Source organism: Gammaproteobacteria bacterium (genome assembly GCA_015709615.1).
Classification (GTDB): domain Bacteria; phylum Pseudomonadota; class Gammaproteobacteria; order Burkholderiales; family Nitrosomonadaceae; genus Nitrosomonas.
The window spans coordinates 971,554-989,649 of record CP054179.1 but is presented as its reverse complement, the minus strand read 5'-3'; the positions used below and the strand labels follow the sequence as shown (position 1 = coordinate 989,649).

Here is an 18,096-nt window from a genome sequence, read left to right as displayed (position 1 = left end):
AATGAAGCGTGTTTTTATCGTGGGTGGACTGTTACTGATTCTGGGAGTGACTGTGATGATCGTTATGCCGGACCGGGCGCGGGCGCAGAACTGGTGGAGTGCGAGCCGCGAACCGGCCGGTTTGGCGCCCGATCCTGGCACAACACCCGAGGCGATCGTGCAAGTCTACGGCGCGCGCGCCTTCAGCTGGCGCGGTTATTTTGCCATTCACACCTGGATCGCGGTGAAACCGGCCGCGGCGCAGTCGTATACGATTTATGAAGTGATCGGCTGGTTGCAGCGCCGCAATCTGCCGGTGCTGGCGATTTATGACAATGTGCCGGACCGGCGCTGGTACGGTAACATGCCGGAGATACTGCTGGAGAAACGCGGCGCGGAAGCGGATGCGCTCATTGAGAAAATAGACGAAGCCGCGCGTAAATATCCCTACGCAAAAGATTACACGATCTGGCCGGGACCGAATTCCAATACGTTCACGGCTTGGGTTTCCCGCTCCGTTCCCGAACTGCAACTGGATTTGCCGCCGACTGCCATCGGCAAGGATTATCTGGGTTACCGGCTGGTTTCGCAGGCACCGAGCGGCAGCGGTTTGCAGATTTCCTTATTTGGCCTGATGGGGATGCTGGTCAGCGCGGTGGAGGGTATCGAATTCAACCTGCTGGGATTGTCGTTCGGCGTCGATTGGGATCCGCCCGCGCTCAAATTGCCGCTGGTTGGACGCAAGGAGCTGGATTTTCTGTCGCAACCCGTGGTTGAGAATTGATTCCGATCATTCAATTGATAATTATTCTTATCCATACTATAGTAACCGCCAATAGTTAATCCGATTGACGCACGTTTTCTTGGAAGTATTTTCATGTTGAAATCAAACCTAAACCGTTTCTCTATTGCCGTTTTTTTTCTGCTTTCCTTGCTGGCCGTAAAACCGCTGTACGCCGAGGAAGTCGTGGTTTATTCCGCACGTATCGAACAACTGATCAAGCCGATGTTCGATGCATTCACCAAGGAAACCGGAATCAAAGTTAAGTACGTCACGGATAATGAAGGCGCATTGCTCGCCCGGCTCGAAGCGGAAGGAAAAAATACCCCGGCCGATATGCTGATCACGGCCGATGCCGGTAATCTCTGGGCGGCTGCGCAGGCGGGGTTATTGCAGCCGGTCAAGTCCGCTACGCTGGAAAGTAATATTCCGGCGCATTTGCGCGACCCGGATAATGCATGGTTCGGTTTGTCGATCCGCGCCCGGACGATGATTTACAACACGAAAAAAGTAAAACCGGAAGAGTTGTCGACTTACGAGGATCTGGCCGATCCCAAGTGGAACAAGCGCCTGTGCTTGCGGACATCGAAAAAAGTCTACAACCAATCGCTGGTGGCAATGATGATCGCGGAACATGGCGAAGCCGAGACCGAGAAAATCGTCAAAGGCTGGGTGGCCAATCTGGCGGTTGATCCGCTGTCGGACGATACGCGCGCTTTGGAATTCGTTGCTGCCGGCAAATGCGATGTGACGTTGGTCAATACGTACTACTTTGGCCGCTTGATGAAGAAAGATCCCAATCTGCCTTTGGCGGTTTTCTGGCCGAATCAGAAAACTAACGGTGTGCATGTCAATGTTTCCGGCGCCGGTGTGACGCGTCATGCCCGTCATCAACAAGCTGCCGTCAAGCTGCTGGAGTTCTTGTCATCCGACAAAGCGCAAAATCTTTTTGCCGATGTCAACATGGAATATCCGGTCAATCCTAGAATTTCAGCCGATCCGTTTGTCGCCGCCTGGGGTAGTTTCAAACAAAATCCGATCAATCTGGTGAAAGCCGGCGAGCTGCAAACTACAGCCGTCAAACTGATGGACCGTGCCGGTTATCAGTAGAAAGGTGCAGTAAATACCAAGATCAAGGCGGCGGAAGAAGCGATAGAAAACAGTAGCTTCTCGCGCCATTTTCTATTCTGTTTCTCATTAATAAGTCATGGCCATTTGGCGCTCAGTTCCTTTTATCGCGGCTGCACTGGTACTGGCGCCTGTCGGCGTGATTGTTTCTGCTTTTTTTGCGCCTGCCAGCGATGTCTGGCAGCATCTGATCGAAACGACACTGCCGCAACTGCTGATCAATACCTTCTGGCTTGCATTGGGCGTTATTACCGGAACCGCGCTATTGGGAATTAGCTTGGCGTGGATTACCGCGGTATATGAATTTTCCGGGCGGCGTTTTTTTTCCTGGGCGTTGCTGTTGCCGATGGCGATGCCTGCATATGTGACGGCGTTTGTCGCGCTGGGTTTGTTTGATTTTACCGGCCCGGTGCAAACGGCGTTGCGTGCCTGGCTGGCTTCCGATTTATCCTGGTTTCCCGATATTCGCGGCAGAATGGGCGTGATTGCGGTGATGACGCTGGCTTTTTATCCCTATGTGTATTTATTGGCACGCAATGCTTTTTTGAGTCAAGGTAAACGTTCTCTGGAAGTGGCGCAATCGCTCGGTTTCAACCGCAAGCAAGGATTCTTCAAAGTGGTGCTGCCGATGGCGCGCCCCTGGATAGCGGGGGGGCTTATGCTGGTGCTGATGGAAACATTGGCGGATTTCGGCACGGTGGCGGTTTTTAACTATAATACGTTCACGACGGCGATTTACAAGGCGTGGTTCAGCATGTTCTCGCTGCCGGCGGCCTCTCAGTTGGCTTCCTTGCTGATCATGATCGTTTTTGCCGTGATTGTAATAGAACAGCAATTCCGGTTGCGCATGCGCTATGCGGAAAATAAGCGAACGGAACGGGCGCAGCGTATCCGCTTGACGGGATGGCGCAATTGGCTGGTTACCGGTTTTGTGCTGGGCGTGTTGTTTTTGGCATTTTTGCTGCCGGTGCTGCAATTGTGCCGCTGGGGCGCACAGTCGTTCGTGCAGGATTTCGATTTTGACCGTTACCTCGAATTTCTCTGGCATTCCCTGACGTTATCCGGTTTGGCGGCTTTGTTGATCTGCATCGTCGTTATTGCGATGGTCTATGCGGCGCGACGTTATCCTAGTCCGGCAACGCGTTTTGCCGTGCGCATTGCCACGATCGGTTACGCGCTACCCGGTACGGTGCTGGCGATTGGCGTGTATGTGCCGCTGGTGTGGTTGGATGGACGGCTGAGCGAATGGCTGGCACGCTGGTTGCAAACCGAAACAGGCCCGTTGATACAGGGTACCTTGACGATTATGCTAATCGCTTATTTGATCCGCTTCATGGCGGTGAGTCATTATCCGGTTGATGGTGCGATGCAGCGGATTACGCATAGTATCGATGAAGCGGCGATGAGTTTGGGGATACACGGCTGGGCGATGATTCGGAAAGTGCATATCCCGATCTTGAAGCCGGGGATTTTTACGGCTGCCACGCTGGTATTTATCGATGTCATGAAGGAAATGCCCATCACGCTGATGACGCGGCCATTCGGTTGGGATACGCTGGCGGTGCGGATTTATGAACTGACGTCGGAAGGGCAGTGGGAGCAAGCGGCTTTGCCTGCGGTGACGTTGGTGCTGGCGGGATTGATTCCGATTTTCTTGTTCATGCGTCAAACAGAGAAGTAAAAAGGATGGATACGGTATTGCTGCAATTGAATAACATCCGGCAAGCATACGGCGAGCAGGTTGTCATCCATAGCTTATCCTTGCAATTGCGCAAGGGACAGATCGGCTGTTTGCTCGGCTCGAGCGGTTGCGGTAAAACCACGGCGCTGCGTTGTATCGCCGGTTTTGAGCGGGTAGCGGCCGGTGAAATCGTGCTGAGCGGAGTTAGTGTCAGCAGCACGAGTGTTTTTGTGCCGCCGGAGCGGCGCCGCATCGGTATGGTTTTCCAGGACTATGCCTTGTTTCCGCATCTGGACGTGGCGGCCAATATCGGTTTTGGCCTGCACCGGTTAACCCGGCCGGAACGGGAACGGCGGATTGAAGAACTTCTGCACGTGGTGCATCTGGCCAGCGTTGCAAAAAAATATCCCCATGAATTGTCGGGCGGGCAGCAGCAACGCGTAGCGTTGGCGCGTGCACTGGCGCCGAAACCGGACTTGTTGCTGCTGGATGAGCCTTTTTCCAATCTGGATGTTAGTTTGCGCGAACGTTTGAGTATGGAAGTGCGCGAGATCATCAAGAATCAGGGAACCACCGCCATTCTGGTGACGCACGATCAAGCGGAGGCATTTGCGATTGCCGATGTCATCGGAGTGATGGATCATGGCGAGATTCAGCAATGGGATACCGCATTCAATCTGTATCATTGTCCGGCCAATCGTTTTGTGGCCAACTTCATCGGTCAGGGCGTATTTGTTCCGGGCAAGGTAATCGATGCACATCAGGTGGAAATTGAACTGGGCTTATTAAGCGGCGTGATACCGCAACACTGTGAAGCCGGATGCTGTGTGGATGTGTTGTTGCGTCCGGATGATATCGTGCATGACGATACCAGTCCGTTGCAGGCGATGGTGATTCACAAGGCATTTCGCGGTGCGGAGATTTTATACACTTTGCGCCTGGCGAGTGGAGCCAAAGTGCTTGCGCTGGTGCCCAGCCATCATGATCACGCGATCGGCGGGAAAATCGGGATTAAACTCGCAGCCGATCATATCGTGGCATTTCAGCAACCGGAAGAATGATCGTGCGATGGTGATTCGTTTGCACGAAACATTTATTTCCGGATGTTTCTTCCGGTTGCTATTTTGAAAAGCTACTTCCCTTTTAACAATTTTTTCTATAGCATAACAATTCAGTTTGATACCATTCTTTTACAGCTTTATTCCAATCAATCCCGTAAACCGCTCTTTGAGATAATAAGGTTTACTGTTCTTAATACTGAATAATTTGAATGAGGATTATATGAGTCAGCATATTCATTACGTTACCGATGCAAATTTTGATGCGGAAGTTCTGCAATCAACAACGCCTGTTCTAGTCGATTACTGGGCGGAATGGTGCGGCCCTTGCAAAATGATCGCGCCGATACTCGATGAGATCGCGAGTGAGTATGGTGAACGCCTTAAAGTCGCCAAGTTGAATATCGACGAGAATCAGCTGACACCACCGAAATACGGTATTCGTGGTATCCCGACCCTGATGCTGTTTAAAAACGGCAATATCGAGGCGACCAAAGTTGGGGCTTTATCAAAATCGCAATTAACCGCCTTTATTGACAGCCATATTTAAACCCGCTAGTCTAATGCAAATGATTTATTTGTGGACTTGTGACCGGTAAAGATCCGCGCCGCCCTATTCGATAATCCCATCCGTAACAGCTTTCCTTCCAGCATCATTATCTTTCACTTAAGTATTATTTTTTCACGAGCTTTTTCATGCGCTTATCTGATTTAAAAAACCTGCACGTCACTGAATTAGTAAAAATGGCTGTCGAGAACGAAATCGATGGGGCCAACCGAATGCGAAAGCAGGATCTGATTTTTGCATTGCTTAAGAATCAGGCGCGAAAGGGTGAAAACATATATGGTCACGGAACGCTGGAAGTATTGCAGGATGGCTTCGGGTTTTTACGTTCCCCGGACACTTCCTACTTGGCTGGGCCGGATGATATTTATATTTCGCCCAGCCAGATCCGCCGTTTTAATCTGCACACCGGGGATTCGATTGATGGTGAGATTCGCCCGCCGAAGGATGGCGAGCGTTATTTCGCGCTGGTGAAAGTTGATAAAGTTAACAACGAACCGCCGGAAAACTCCAAACAGAAAATCCTGTTTGAGAATTTGACGCCGCTGTTTCCCGATGAACGGCTAGTACTCGAACGCGATATCAAAGCCGAAGAGAATATCACCAGCCGCATCATCGATTTGATCGCCCCGATCGGCAAAGGTCAGCGCGGTTTGCTGGTAGCCAGTCCAAAATCCGGTAAAACCGTCATGTTGCAACATATTGCTCATGCGATAGCGGCGAATTATCCAGATGTGATTTTGATGGTGCTACTGATCGATGAACGTCCGGAAGAGGTGACGGAAATGATCCGTTCGGTGAGAGGGGAAGTGATTTCTTCCACTTTCGACGAAGCCGCCACGCGGCATGTGCAAGTGGCCGAAATGGTGATTGAGAAAGCCAAACGTCTCGTTGAGCATAAGAAGGATGTCGTGATACTGCTGGATTCGATCACCAGGCTGGCGCGCGCTTATAATGCCGTCGTGCCTGCTTCGGGTAAGGTGCTGACTGGCGGCGTGGATGCCAGCGCATTGCAGCGGCCCAAACGTTTCTTCGGTGCGGCGCGTAATATTGAAGAAGGCGGATCATTGACTATTATTGCAACGGCGTTGATTGATACCGGATCACGCATGGATGATGTCATTTATGAAGAATTCAAAGGTACCGGCAATATGGAAATTCATCTTGACCGGAAAATGGCCGAGAAACGGATATATCCGGCAATCAATGTGAACCGATCCGGTACTCGCCGGGAAGAATTGTTAATTTCACCCGATGTCCTGCAAAAAATCTGGGTCTTGCGCAAGTTGTTGCATCCAATGGATGACATGGACGCGATGGCGTTTTTACTCGATAAAATTAAGGCAACCAAGAATAATTCCGACTTTTTTGATTCCATGCGACGGGTCTAGGATTGAATTTTCGCAGTTGCACCGATACGCACATTAAAGGATAATACACCGCTTTTTAATCTTCCCATTGGGGATTGGAATAATTAAGGATATAGGCAATGAAAGCAGACATTCATCCGGATTACCAGGAAATAACCGTGACTTGCAGTTGCGGTAATGTGTTTAAAACACGCTCTACCATGAACAAACCCTTGAATATTGAGGTATGTTCTCAATGTCATCCCTTTTACACAGGTAAGCAAAAGATCGTTGACACAGCTGGCCGGGTTGAGAAGTTCCGCCAGAAATACAGCAAGCAAATGCGCAAATAACTGCCAGAACAAAAGTAATATCAAGTCATCAACAGGATTTCTGATGGTGGGCAGGAATAACAAAATTTCTTGCCGGTTTCTGCTGTCTGATTTTCAGTCAAGTGATTGCTTCAATAATGAACAGCGAGCCAGATCGTTTCATTATCCGGATCTGTCCATGCCACCTTGTGTTTTTTATGAGCGGGGATATTCATAAAATCTCCCTCATTAAGATGTACCGATGCTTGATCTTCAAAAGACAGCACGGCTTTGCCTTTTAATACCAAAACCCATTCGTTTTTTTCCTGATCATACCAGCCGGATTCCGGCGATTTTTGCCCTTTCGAGATAATTCTTTCTATCGTCACCCGGTCGTTCTCAGCCAGTAACTCAAAGATTTCCTGATTCAATTTTTCGGGAATTCCGGCGAAAATATTGTGTGATTTCATTTGCGATCAATAAACTGGATATTCGATTATTTCAACTCATCTCGTTCATGTATGCGCTGCAAATTTTATATCCATTTCCATTTTATTTTCATAAAGCTAAAAATTTTTATAAAACTATGCTATAAACACCCATCAAAATTTTCCTGTTAACTTCATAGAATTAGAGGCTTCTTTTGATGATTAGAAAAACCGGTTCAAGCCCAAAGAAGTTAATCGCAATAAAACAAAAATCGCGCTTAAACTCATCGGTTCTATCTAATCAGCCAATCGATCCAGAAAAAGCGTTTGTTCCGGTGGTGGGTATTGGTGTTTCAGCGGCAGAACTCGAGTCTCTGCGGCAATTCTTCACTCATATGCCGGCGGATAGCGGGGCGGCTTTTGTGGTCGTTCAATCAGCCGCGATTCAAGAAAAGCTATCACCTCAGCAACTGCTGGATGTTACCAGCATGCGCATGGTGCGGGTGGAGAATCTGATGGAATTAAAGTCCGATTGCATCTACATCGTCGCGCAATCCGGCAAGAATGTATTTATCTCCAACGGATTTTTATGTCTGCTTGATACTGCACTGGGGGGGGCGGATTCTCTGCTTGATTTTTTCTTTCACAGTTTGGCGGAAGAATATAGGGAATCGGCGATCGGTATTATTCTTGCCGGCTCAGGCAGCGACGGAGCCCAGGGTTTGCAGGCCATAAGGGAAAAAGGAGGATTGGGGTTTGCTCAGGATCCTATGTCCGGTCAATTGGGCGGCATACCGGATTGTGCGGTTGATGCAAACACGCGGGATACGCCAACAACACCCGGCATATTGCCGGGCATTATTAGCGATTATTTAAAATCCAAATCGCAGAGATTTCATCTCACAGGCGCCATGAGTGAAGTTGTGCGTCTCTTGTCGAGGCGCACGGGCAACGATTTCTCGCAGTATAAGCGAAGCACGCTGTATCGCCGCATTGACCGGCGGATGCAGCACAATCAAATCAGTAAGATTGAGGATTACGCTCGTTTCTTAAACGAGAATCCTGAAGAACTGGATTTGTTGTTCAAAGAGCTATTAATCAATGTGACGCATTTTTTTCGCGATCCGGTCATGTGGCAATACGTTAAAGCCGAGATCATTCCGCCGATTTTGGCGGCAAATCCTGCAGGAGAAACCGTGCGGATTTGGGTGCCTGCGTGTTCGACCGGCGAAGAGGCTTACGGATTTGCCATTCTGTTCCGGGAAGCACTGGAACAAAGCGGCTTGCAAGACCGGTACCTGGTAAAAATATTTGCTACGGATCTGGATCAAGATGCTATTACGAAAGCCCGCCAGGGTTTCTATCCTGTCAGTATCAGTCAATATATTTCTTTGGAACGCTTAAACCGGTTTTTCATCCGGCAGAAAAACGGTTACCGGGTTTGTAATGAAATACGCCAGATGGTGGTGTTCGCGCCGCAGAATCTTATCTCCGATGTGCCATTTTCCAAACTGGATATTTTGTCGTGCCGCAATTTGCTTATTTATCTGGATCGTGAGTTACAAAAAAGATTACTACCGCTTTTTTATTACGCACTGAATCCTGGTGGTGTCTTGCTGTTGGGTACCGCGGAATCGATCGATCAATTTCCGGAGATGTTTGCGCCTTTGGAGCGTAGTTTAGCGGTGTATAAACGGCTTGATAATGCGCTGCCGCAGGAGAAGCGCAATCTGATTCAGGATTTCTCTCTGCAAGCCATGACCAAGAAAAATCCAATGATCAGTCTGGAGGAGATTTTGCAGCTGTCGGAAATAAAGCGGACGATGGATTTATCGGAAAATGATGCGGCATTGGCAATGATGATGACCGAACTGCAACTCATGCGTGAAGAGATGCAGGCCACTCATGAAGAAATGCAGACTTCCCAGGAAGAACTCAGGTCAAGCAACGAGGAGCTGCAGTCGACCAATGAAGAATTGCTGGCGGCCAACAGGGATCTGCAAGCTGCCAATAGCGCGCTGCTGGCATCCAAAGCCAAGTTGAAATTACTTTACGAGGAATTGCAAACCACGCACGCGGAATTGACAACTTATCTCGAAGCCATCGGGCAACTGGCGTTGGTTTCCGTTAGTGACCGTTCCGGGCGGATTACTGAAGCCAATGACCGGTTTTGTGAAATCAGTGGTTACGGCCGTTCCGAGCTGATCGGACAAGATCATCGCATTCTCAATTCGGGCATGCACTCCAGGGATTTCTTTATCGATATGTGGGAAACCATCACCAACGGAAAGATTTGGCATAAGGAGATCTGCAACCGGAGAAAAAATGGCAGCTTTTACTGGGTGGATTCCACCATCGTTCCGTTCAAGGACAATAACGGCCGGGTGATCCGTTATATATCCGTGCGTGTGGATATTACCGCGCGCAAGCAAAAAGAATTTATTTTGCGTGAGAGACTGAAGGAGAGAACTTGCTTGTATGCGATCCGGCGTGAGATGGAGCAAGATTTTTCCATTAGTGAACTGTGCGTGCGAATTTTTGAACATCTTATTCCGGCTATGCAGTTTCCTGATCATGTCGCGTGCATGATCAGTCTTTATGATCAGTGTTATACCTCCTATAACTACAACGAAAGCCTGACCCAAGGGATTTTCGCAAGAATCAAAGTAAACGGGACGGTCTGCGGTCAATTGCAGGTTTTCTACACGGAAGAAAAGCCATTCATATTACCGGATGAACAAAACCTCATTAATTATATTGCGGATGATTTCACGCTTTGGCTGGAACGCAAGCAATTGGAGCGGCATATCAACTTCATGGCTAATCATGATGCGCTGACAGGCTTGCCGAACCGAATATTGCTGCAGGACCGGTTGTCGCAGGCGTTGGCGCATAATCAGCGCCATCGGGATTTTTCTGCGGTGCTGTTCATTGATCTGGATCATTTCAAAGTAGTGAATGACACGCTGGGTCATGGCTTTGGCGATCTTTTGCTGAAAGAAGTGGCTGCCAGGCTTGTGTCCAGCATACGCAGTGAAGATACGGCATCTCGTCAGGGTGGAGATGAGTTTATCGTGATATTGACGCAAATTACCGATATCGCCGCTGTCGAATCGATTGTGAAGAAAATATTGCATGGGTTGGCGCTGCCCTATCACATTAATGAGCAGGTGTTGCATATCGATAGTAGCATTGGCATTGCGTTGTATCCTAAAGACGGGAAGGATGTGGATACGCTGCTAAAGCACAGTGATTTGGCGATGTACCATGCAAAAGCAACGGGGCGCAGCAACTACCAGTTTTATTCCGCAGAGATGAATCGTTTGATTCAAGAAAAGCACGAATTGGGAAATGATCTGCATAAGGCAATAAGAAATAACGAATTGATGCTCTGCTATCAGCCGATTATTGATGCGGAGATGCATCATTGGATTGGCCTGGAGGTATTGCTACGCTGGCAGCATGCGGAAAAAGGATTGATTTCACCCAGTCAGTTTATTAAGTTGGCTGAGGAAACGGGCTTGATCCTGCCGATTGGAGATTGGGTCATCAGGACAGCCTGTGAGCAACTAAAAGAATGGCAGAATCAGGGACTTGAAGTACCAAGGATTGCTATCAATCTTTCCGTCAAACAGTTCCAGAAGAAATATTTTGTGCAGGATGTGGCGAGTATTCTGAAGCAACTTGAGGTTTCAGCAAATTGTCTGGCTTTGGAAATTACCGAGAGCATGCTGGCGGAAAACATCGGTGAAGTAAATGAAACATTACAGCGGTTGAGTGCCATGGGATTTAAGATATCAATCGATGATTTTGGCACCGGCTATTCGAATTTGAGTTATTTGAAACACTATACGATTGATGCATTAAAAATAGACCGTTCTTTTGTACGTGATATCGCAATCGATGAAAATGATGCGGCGATAGTAACGGCGATCATAGCGATGGCGGATAGTCTGAATATGCATGTAGTGGCCGAAGGTGTCGAATCAAGAGAACAAATTGATTTTCTCAAGCGACGCGGATGCAAGCAATATCAAGGATTTTATTTTAGTAAGCCGCTACCGGCGATAGAAATCGCAGATAAACTAAAACAATTGGATACAACTTGGGTGCCTGTTAATGCGCAGAAATGACGGGTATCCGCATGTTTGAGATCGAAAACATACCATGCCAGAATGAGAATTTGTCTAATGCCGATAAGGATGCTGATCCAGAAAGTAGTATTTATTGATTGCTAAGGACAATACGATATTTTGCTTTGCCGCTGGCTAGTTTGGCCAGCGCTTCGTTGACCTTGTCAAAGGGAAAAATCTCGACAACCGGTTTTATATTATGCCGGTTGGCAAAATTCAACATGGCGATCATGCTTGTCGGGCTGCCGGTAGGGGAACCGGATATCGAATACTGGCCGGCGATTAATGGGAATACATTAATATCCAATGATTCTAATGTCACGCCTAAAAAGTGTAATCGCCCTTTGGGGCGCAGAGTTGCGAGATATGCATTCCAATCCAGCTTGACATTGACTGTCGATAAAATTAAGTCGAATTGGTTCGATGCCGCAGTAAACTGAGCAGGGTCGCGGGTATCCAAGACTTTGTGCGCACCAAGTGCTAATGCTTCATTTTTCTTGTCATCGCTGGTTGTGAAGGCGGTGACCTGGCAGCCCCAGGCTCTTAGAAACTGCAGTGCAATGTGCCCTAAGCCGCCGATACCTATGACAGCGACGTTTGCAGTGGGCGAGATATTAAACTGTAACAGGGGATTAAAGACAGTGATTCCGGCACAAAAGAGTGGTCCTGCGCTTTGGACATCAATATTATCCGGTAGCGCGACAACGCTGGCAGAATGAGCGCGAACTTTATCAGCGAAACCGCCATGACGATTAACAATGGTCGATTCCGATTGTACGCAAAGATTGTGATCGCCCGACAGGCAGCTATAACAAGTCATGCAATATCCGGAATGCCAGCCAAGACCAACTCGTTGACCTAATTGAAGATTATGTACACTATTCCCTTTGGCGGAGATTGTGCCGACAATTTCATGACCTGGTACAAATGGGTATTGAGTTATTCCCCATTCGTTATGTAGCATGCTAAGATCACTATGACAAATGCCGCAATATTCAATTGTTATTTCTACTTCATGATCATTCAATATGCCCGGATCATACTCGAAGGGTTGAAGCATTCCACCTGCCTCAAATGCTGCATAAGCTTTAATCATAAACTTTCTCAGAAAAATTTTTGATTTAATCAAGATTTAATATAAATCAATTAGTATCGAACTTTTTGTAAAGAAAACTGAAATTTAAGGTATATTTTAATAAAAATCTTACATTAGAAACTGTTTCAATGGAACAAGCGAGCAAGATTATCTGCCGCATAATTTTGAAGAAATTAATTGCTTATAGGGTACTCTGTAAATTCAAGAGGTTTCTGGTATTTAATGGAGGCATATTTTTATGCTATTGATTATTAATATATACTGATCAATCTCATAAAGAAATGCTTTAAGTATTAAAGTTTGGAATTTAATTGTCGTATCCAACTTAAGTAAATAATAAACTTATTGATTGTAATGTGTTCGCTATAAAGGTGTGTGCTGGATTTTGAATTACTTCATTATTTTATAATCACAAAAGGAAATAGTATGGTATTGGCGAAAACGCGAGTGGCATTAACAGGATTGGTGATTGTTTCTACTTTGATGCTAGCTGCTTGTGACAGCAATGAACCAAAAGAAAAGAAATCCGGGCAGGCGTTAGTTAGTGTCGACGGGAAAGAAGTTACCACACTTCAATTAAATGATGAAATAAGGCGTGCCAATATTCGTCCTGATCAGTACGAAGCAGCGAGTAAGCAGTTACTGGAGTCATTAATTGTCCGTCAATTAATAATTGATGAGGCGATACGAAATAAACTGGATCGTACTCCTGATGTAATGCAAGCACGCGACCGCGCCAATGCGCAAGTGATTGCACAGGCTTATATGCAAGGTATTGCAAGTAAAGTTGCTAAACCTACTCAGGCGGAGATTAATGAATACTTCCAAAGTCATCCTGAATTTTTCTCGCAACGTAAACAATTTGATTTGATAACGGTTCGCGTCGCAACCAAGGATCTCAGTGATGAATTAAAGAAAACTATCGATGCGGCTAAGTCTTTAGATCAAGTTGTTGCTTGGCTTGATAAGAATAAAGTTCAATACTTTAGGAGTCTTGCGTCGCGTAGCTCAACGGATTTGCCGCCTCAGATGGCAAAGATGTTGCAGGAAAAAAGCAAAGACACTATTTTTATCGTTAATGAGCAAGAAAATAGTTTACTGATTTCGGTCAATGCAATTAAGGATAGTCCAGTGACGTTGGCAATGGCGGCGACTCAGATTGAACGATTTTTGCTTAACCAAAAGTATAAGGAAGCGACCGATGCAGAAGTTGCGCGTTTACGCGCAGCTGCAAAAATAGAGTATCTTAATGCTGCAGCGCCAGTATCCGCTAATGTGGAAAAATCGGCTGCTCCACAGATTGCACCAACGACATCTCCCGGTATAACAAATACTGAACCTGCTGCTGAGGGTGCAATCGAACGTGGTATTATGGGCTTAAAATAAGCTTCTGGGTGTTAGGTTGTGGAATGTTTATGGTATGAATTAAGGGTTGTAGACAAATGATAAATGTTATGAAGAAAACGCAGATTTTGGCAATAATCTTTATGGTTTTATGGACAGTCTGTATTGAAAACGCGGTTGCGGGTGACGCTGGTGAAAGTGTATTGGGGGCAGGCGATACATTAAGAATTTTTGTCTATGGTCATCCTGATATGACTACCGAAACTAAAGTAAGTGAAACAGGGAAAATTACATTTCCACTGGTGGGAGAAGTGACAGTTGATGGATTAACACCGTCAGAAACCGAAAGAAAAATAGCAAATCTTCTGGAATCGCGAGATATTTTGCGTAAACCACAAGTGATAGTTGTTACTGCTTCATTGCAGAGTCAGATGGTATCTGTACTTGGTAATGTCCGTAATCAAGGGCGATATCCAATCGAAGGTAAGCGCAGTTTGACCGAGATTCTTGCTATGGCCGGGGGAATAATTCCTGAAGGTGGAGAACTTGTTACTTTGATTCGTACAGATGGAAATAAATTTTATAAAGAAGTTGTTGATATATTGGAAATGATTCGTACTGGCGATTTATCTCGAGATATCGATATACGAAGTGATGATCTGATTTATGTTGAGCGTGCTCATCGATTTTATATATATGGTGAAGTTCAGCGTGCCGGAGTTTATAAGTTAGAACGTAATATGACAGTTATGCAAGCATTGTCTGTTGGCGGTGGTTTGACTCAACGGGGAACTGAACGTGGATTAAGGGTTCAGCGCCGAGATAGTGAAGGTAATTTAAAGGAAATTAATGCTCAATCAGGTGACTTGGTTCAACCAGACGATGTGATTTATATTAAAGAGAGCTTATTTTGATTTTAACTTTAATATTTTTGTTTCGATTTTATAAAGTGGAAACTATAACCAATCAGGTTTAAACTGGGATTTTTTATATGGATTTTTCTCGTTTCTTTCTAATTATTCTTGCTCGCCGGAAACTTATCTTATTTACATTAATTAGCACAATATCAATAACTTTGGTGGTTAGCCTTCTTCTGCCGAAGAGCTACAAATCTACTGCAACACTTGTTCTTACCTATAAAGGAGCCGATCCTGTAACAGGAACGATGTTGCCAGCGCAATTGAACTCAAGTTATATGGCTACTCAATTAGATGTTATTAAAAGCACTAAGACTGCATTGATGGTTATTGATCAACTTAGACTTGATCAGAACGAAATTGTAAAGAAGCAGCATAAAGATAGTAATAGTGACATAGGGCTGCGGGAGTGGTTGGCTGCTTTTCTACTTAAAAACCTTGATATTGAAACTTCGCGTGATAGCAGTGTGATTGGCATTAGCTTTAAGGGAATAGATCCTATGTTTGCCACAATTATTGCGAATGCATTCGCGAGTGCTTATCAGGAAATAAGTATTCGTCTTACCGTGGAACCTTCACAAAAGGCTGCAGCCTATTTTACCGATCAGCTTAATGTGTTACGTGAAAGACTGGAGACAGCACAGAAAAAGCTAACTGATTATCAACATGAAGTAGGGATTATTGATGCGGATACTCGTTTGGATATAGAAACAAGGCGATTAAACGATCTTTCTAGTCAATTGATAATTGCCCAAGCAGAGTTAATGGGAACAGATTTAGAGCAAGGCGCTAATCGTCGAGGTGGCGAAACTAGCAACATTGTGAGAAATTCGATGATTAGTAATCTCAAGCTAAGCGTGGCACAAGCAGAATCAAAATTCTCAGAGATTTCCCAGAAGCTAGGATCTAACCATCCTAGTTATGCAGGTGCGAAAGCAGAGGTGGAAAAATTACGAGCAGAACTTAATAAATATATAAAAAGCACCATGCATACTGCTATTAGTCAAGAAGCAGAAATACGCGCAGCGCTCGAAGAGCAAAAAACAAAAGTACTATCACTTAATCGTGCAAGAAATGAGTTGCAAATTCTTTTTAAGGAGGTGGAAGGGGCTCAGCAAGCATATAACAATGCGATGCAACGCTTAAATCAAACAACACTTGAAGGTCAAGCTAACTTATCGAGTGTTTCTTTACTTGATGCTGCGAAAATTCCTGAAAAGCCTGATAGTCCTAAATTACTGTTAAATGTGGTTCTGTCAGTAATCTTTGGAGTTCTTCTTGGACTTGGGGTAGGCTTGCTCGCAGAAATGTTTGACCGCCGTGTGCGCTCCCCTGATGATCTTGTCGATGTACTTCATGTACCTGTACTTGGTGTTATAAAAAAAGGAATATCAAAACAAAAACATTTGTCTTTTGGCTGGCCACGTTTGATACGATGAGTCTATCTAAGCTTAGGATAGGGAGAAAATAATGAGTATTGTGAATTCCTCAGAAACTAAAAAGCTTAGTGATTCCAGCTCTCTCGGTACCAATGCATCGCAAATCCGCAAGTTTAGCATTGGTCATATTCTTCTGGATATGGGGAAAATTACACCAGTTGAAGCGGAGCGTGTACTGCGTTTACAGAAAGAGAGTGGTTTGCGTTTTGGTGATGCTGCACTTAAATTAGGTTTAATTACTGAAGCTGATATACAGCTAGTTCTTGCGCAACAATTTGATTACCCCTATTTGTTACCCGGTCAGGGAAATCATTCGCCTGAATTAGTTGTTGCCTATCAGCCTTTTGGTGCTCAGGTAGAAGTTTTCCGTGCAGTACGGAGTCAGTTAATGCTGCGTTGGTTTACTTCTGGTCATAAAGCGCTGGCGATAGTCAGTTATAACCAGGTGGATGGTGTGAGTCTTTTTGCCGCAAATCTCGCTGTAGTGTTTTCACAGCTTGGTGAGCGTACATTATTAATTGATGCAAACTTGCGTTGCCCTCAGCAGCATGAAATTTTTAATTTAAGAAATAGACAAGGTCTATCTGATGTACTGGCTGGCCGCGCGAGTGTTTCTGAAGTAATTGCAAAAATAGATTCATTTATTGATCTTTCCGTATTGCCGGCAGGAACACTTCCGCCAAATCCTTTAGAGCTTCTTAATCGAAACGTATTTGACGAGCTGAACGATCAACTTACTAATCAGTTTGATGTAATTCTTTATGATACTTTGGCTTTTTCAAGTGGTTCTGACGCGCTCGCTATTGCTGCACGTACAGATGGTGCATTGATAGTTGCTCATAAGAATAATACTCGCTTAAGCGATATTAATGAGATTAATGAGCAACTTAAATACAGCGGTACCGAAGTGGTGGGTTCTGTGTTAATTGACTTTTAGAAAAATAGATTATGTCCACTCTTGATTATCAAATGCATAGTTTAAAGTCGACTATTTCTGAATGGTGGCCAGTTCTGCTGGGATTGTTAATCTTATATGTGCCCACTTTCTATGATCTTGCCAATGGAATGTGGTCTCAAGAGGAGCAAGCACATGGACCGATTATCCTATTACTTTCTCTTTGGCTTATTTATCGTAAGTGGGCGGAAATGATAAGTAAGAGTGAAGGAAAATCGGTTTCAATTTTTGGATGGATAGTTTTTTTTGTAGCTCTGATTCTTTATATTATTGGACGTTCGCAACAGATATTAGTGTTTGAAATGGGTTCTTTCATATGGATACTTGCAGCTATTATCCTTATTAAACGAGGTTACGCAGCTTTGAAGGTTATGTGGTTTCCGCTATTCTTTTTGCTATTCATGATTCCATTACCTGGGCAAGTGGTTAGCTTACTTACTATGCCTATGAAGATGGCCGTTTCATTTGCGGCGGAGCATATTTTATTTTGGGCAAATTACCCAATTGCAAGAAATGGCGTTATCTTACAAATAGGTCAATATCAGCTTCTAGTTGCGGATGCCTGCGCTGGTCTTCAAACGTTGCTGACATTGGAGGCGCTTGGATTGTTTTATTTGAACCTTGTACATCATACCTCGGTATTACGCAATGTAACATTAGCTATTTTAATCATACCAATTTCTTTTACTGCTAACGTTATTCGCGTTATCGTGCTTACATTGATCACATATCACTATGGAGATGCGGCTGGACAAGGATTTTTACATGGTTTTGCTGGTATGGTTCTGTTTATTAGTGCATTAGTGCTTATCCTGGGTGTTGATGGAGCATTGCAATATTTTATCAAAGCACAACCTATTAAGATTTCACACTCTGCTATGAGTAACAGTTAATTATTTTGTATTAATCTCAATAAGTTGGTTTAATAAATA

The 18,096-nt window shown here is 45.3% G+C and carries 15 protein-coding genes; 13 read left to right on the top strand and 2 right to left on the bottom strand.

The genetic code is table 11. The annotated features are described in order from the left end of the window. The first annotated feature begins 1 nt into the window (after nt 1). The 7 genes from HRU77_04915 (at nt 2) to rpmE (ending at nt 6,894) form a co-directional block, all read left to right on the top strand. The gene (locus HRU77_04915; protein ID QOJ20092.1) at nt 2–763 is read left to right on the top strand and encodes a DUF3750 domain-containing protein; all 762 of its coding nucleotides are present in this window, start codon (nt 2–4) and stop codon (nt 761–763) included. A gap of 93 nt (nt 764–856) precedes the next feature. Next, nucleotides 857–1,870: a Fe(3+) ABC transporter substrate-binding protein gene (locus HRU77_04910; protein ID QOJ20091.1), complete on the top strand. Its 1,014-nt coding sequence runs from the start codon at nt 857–859 to the stop codon at nt 1,868–1,870. A 97-nt stretch (nt 1,871–1,967) separates the two neighbouring features. After that, nucleotides 1,968–3,569 carry an iron ABC transporter permease gene (locus tag HRU77_04905; GenBank protein ID QOJ20090.1) on the top strand — a complete coding sequence of 534 codons (1,602 nt, stop codon included), beginning with the start codon at nt 1,968–1,970 and terminating at the stop codon, nt 3,567–3,569. Nucleotides 3,570–3,574: 5 nt separating this feature from the next. After that, nucleotides 3,575–4,630: an ABC transporter ATP-binding protein gene (locus HRU77_04900; GenBank protein QOJ20089.1), complete on the top strand. Its 1,056-nt coding sequence runs from the start codon at nt 3,575–3,577 to the stop codon at nt 4,628–4,630. Between the two features lie 220 nt (nt 4,631–4,850). Next, nucleotides 4,851–5,177 carry a thioredoxin TrxA gene (gene trxA / locus HRU77_04895; protein QOJ20088.1) on the top strand — a complete coding sequence of 109 codons (327 nt, stop codon included), beginning with the start codon at nt 4,851–4,853 and terminating at the stop codon, nt 5,175–5,177. Nucleotides 5,178–5,323: 146 nt separating this feature from the next. Continuing rightward, the gene (gene rho / locus HRU77_04890; protein ID QOJ20087.1) at nt 5,324–6,583 is read left to right on the top strand and encodes a transcription termination factor Rho; all 1,260 of its coding nucleotides are present in this window, start codon (nt 5,324–5,326) and stop codon (nt 6,581–6,583) included. Nucleotides 6,584–6,681: 98 nt separating this feature from the next. Continuing rightward, entirely contained in the window at nt 6,682–6,894 is a 213-nt protein-coding gene (gene rpmE / locus HRU77_04885; protein QOJ20086.1) for a 50S ribosomal protein L31, read from the top strand. A gap of 110 nt (nt 6,895–7,004) precedes the next feature. On the opposite strand, the gene HRU77_04880 is transcribed toward rpmE, so the two are convergent. After that, nucleotides 7,005–7,322: a cupin domain-containing protein gene (locus HRU77_04880; GenBank protein QOJ20085.1), complete on the bottom strand. Its 318-nt coding sequence runs from the start codon at nt 7,320–7,322 to the stop codon at nt 7,005–7,007. 176 nt (nt 7,323–7,498) lie between these two features. Here HRU77_04880 and HRU77_04875 point away from each other — a divergent pair, with 176 nt between their 5' ends. Continuing rightward, nucleotides 7,499–11,413: an EAL domain-containing protein gene (locus tag HRU77_04875; GenBank protein ID QOJ20084.1), complete on the top strand. Its 3,915-nt coding sequence runs from the start codon at nt 7,499–7,501 to the stop codon at nt 11,411–11,413. A gap of 91 nt (nt 11,414–11,504) precedes the next feature. On the opposite strand, the gene HRU77_04870 is transcribed toward HRU77_04875, so the two are convergent. Beyond that, complete coding sequence (locus HRU77_04870; protein ID QOJ20083.1) at nt 11,505–12,509, bottom strand: NAD(P)-dependent alcohol dehydrogenase; 1,005 nt, start codon at nt 12,507–12,509, stop codon at nt 11,505–11,507. Between the two features lie 426 nt (nt 12,510–12,935). On the opposite strand from HRU77_04870, the gene epsD reads away from it, so the two are divergent. The 5 genes from epsD (at nt 12,936) to xrtB (ending at nt 18,057) form a co-directional block, all read left to right on the top strand. Then, nucleotides 12,936–13,895 carry a peptidyl-prolyl cis-trans isomerase, EpsD family gene (gene epsD, locus HRU77_04865; GenBank protein ID QOJ22065.1) on the top strand — a complete coding sequence of 320 codons (960 nt, stop codon included), beginning with the start codon at nt 12,936–12,938 and terminating at the stop codon, nt 13,893–13,895. 56 nt (nt 13,896–13,951) lie between these two features. Continuing rightward, entirely contained in the window at nt 13,952–14,767 is an 816-nt protein-coding gene (gene epsE / locus HRU77_04860; GenBank protein ID QOJ20082.1) for a polysaccharide export protein EpsE, read from the top strand. 77 nt (nt 14,768–14,844) lie between these two features. Further along, nucleotides 14,845–16,209: a chain length determinant protein EpsF gene (epsF, locus tag HRU77_04855; protein QOJ20081.1), complete on the top strand. Its 1,365-nt coding sequence runs from the start codon at nt 14,845–14,847 to the stop codon at nt 16,207–16,209. A 31-nt stretch (nt 16,210–16,240) separates the two neighbouring features. Next, nucleotides 16,241–17,146 (top strand): chain length determinant protein tyrosine kinase EpsG, encoded by a 906-nt coding sequence (epsG, locus tag HRU77_04850; GenBank protein QOJ20080.1) that lies wholly within the window; start codon nt 16,241–16,243, stop codon nt 17,144–17,146. Nucleotides 17,147–17,157: 11 nt separating this feature from the next. Beyond that, nucleotides 17,158–18,057, top strand: coding sequence for an exosortase B (xrtB, locus tag HRU77_04845; GenBank protein ID QOJ20079.1), 900 nt, complete (start codon nt 17,158–17,160; stop codon nt 18,055–18,057). Nucleotides 18,058–18,096 lie beyond the last annotated feature (39 nt).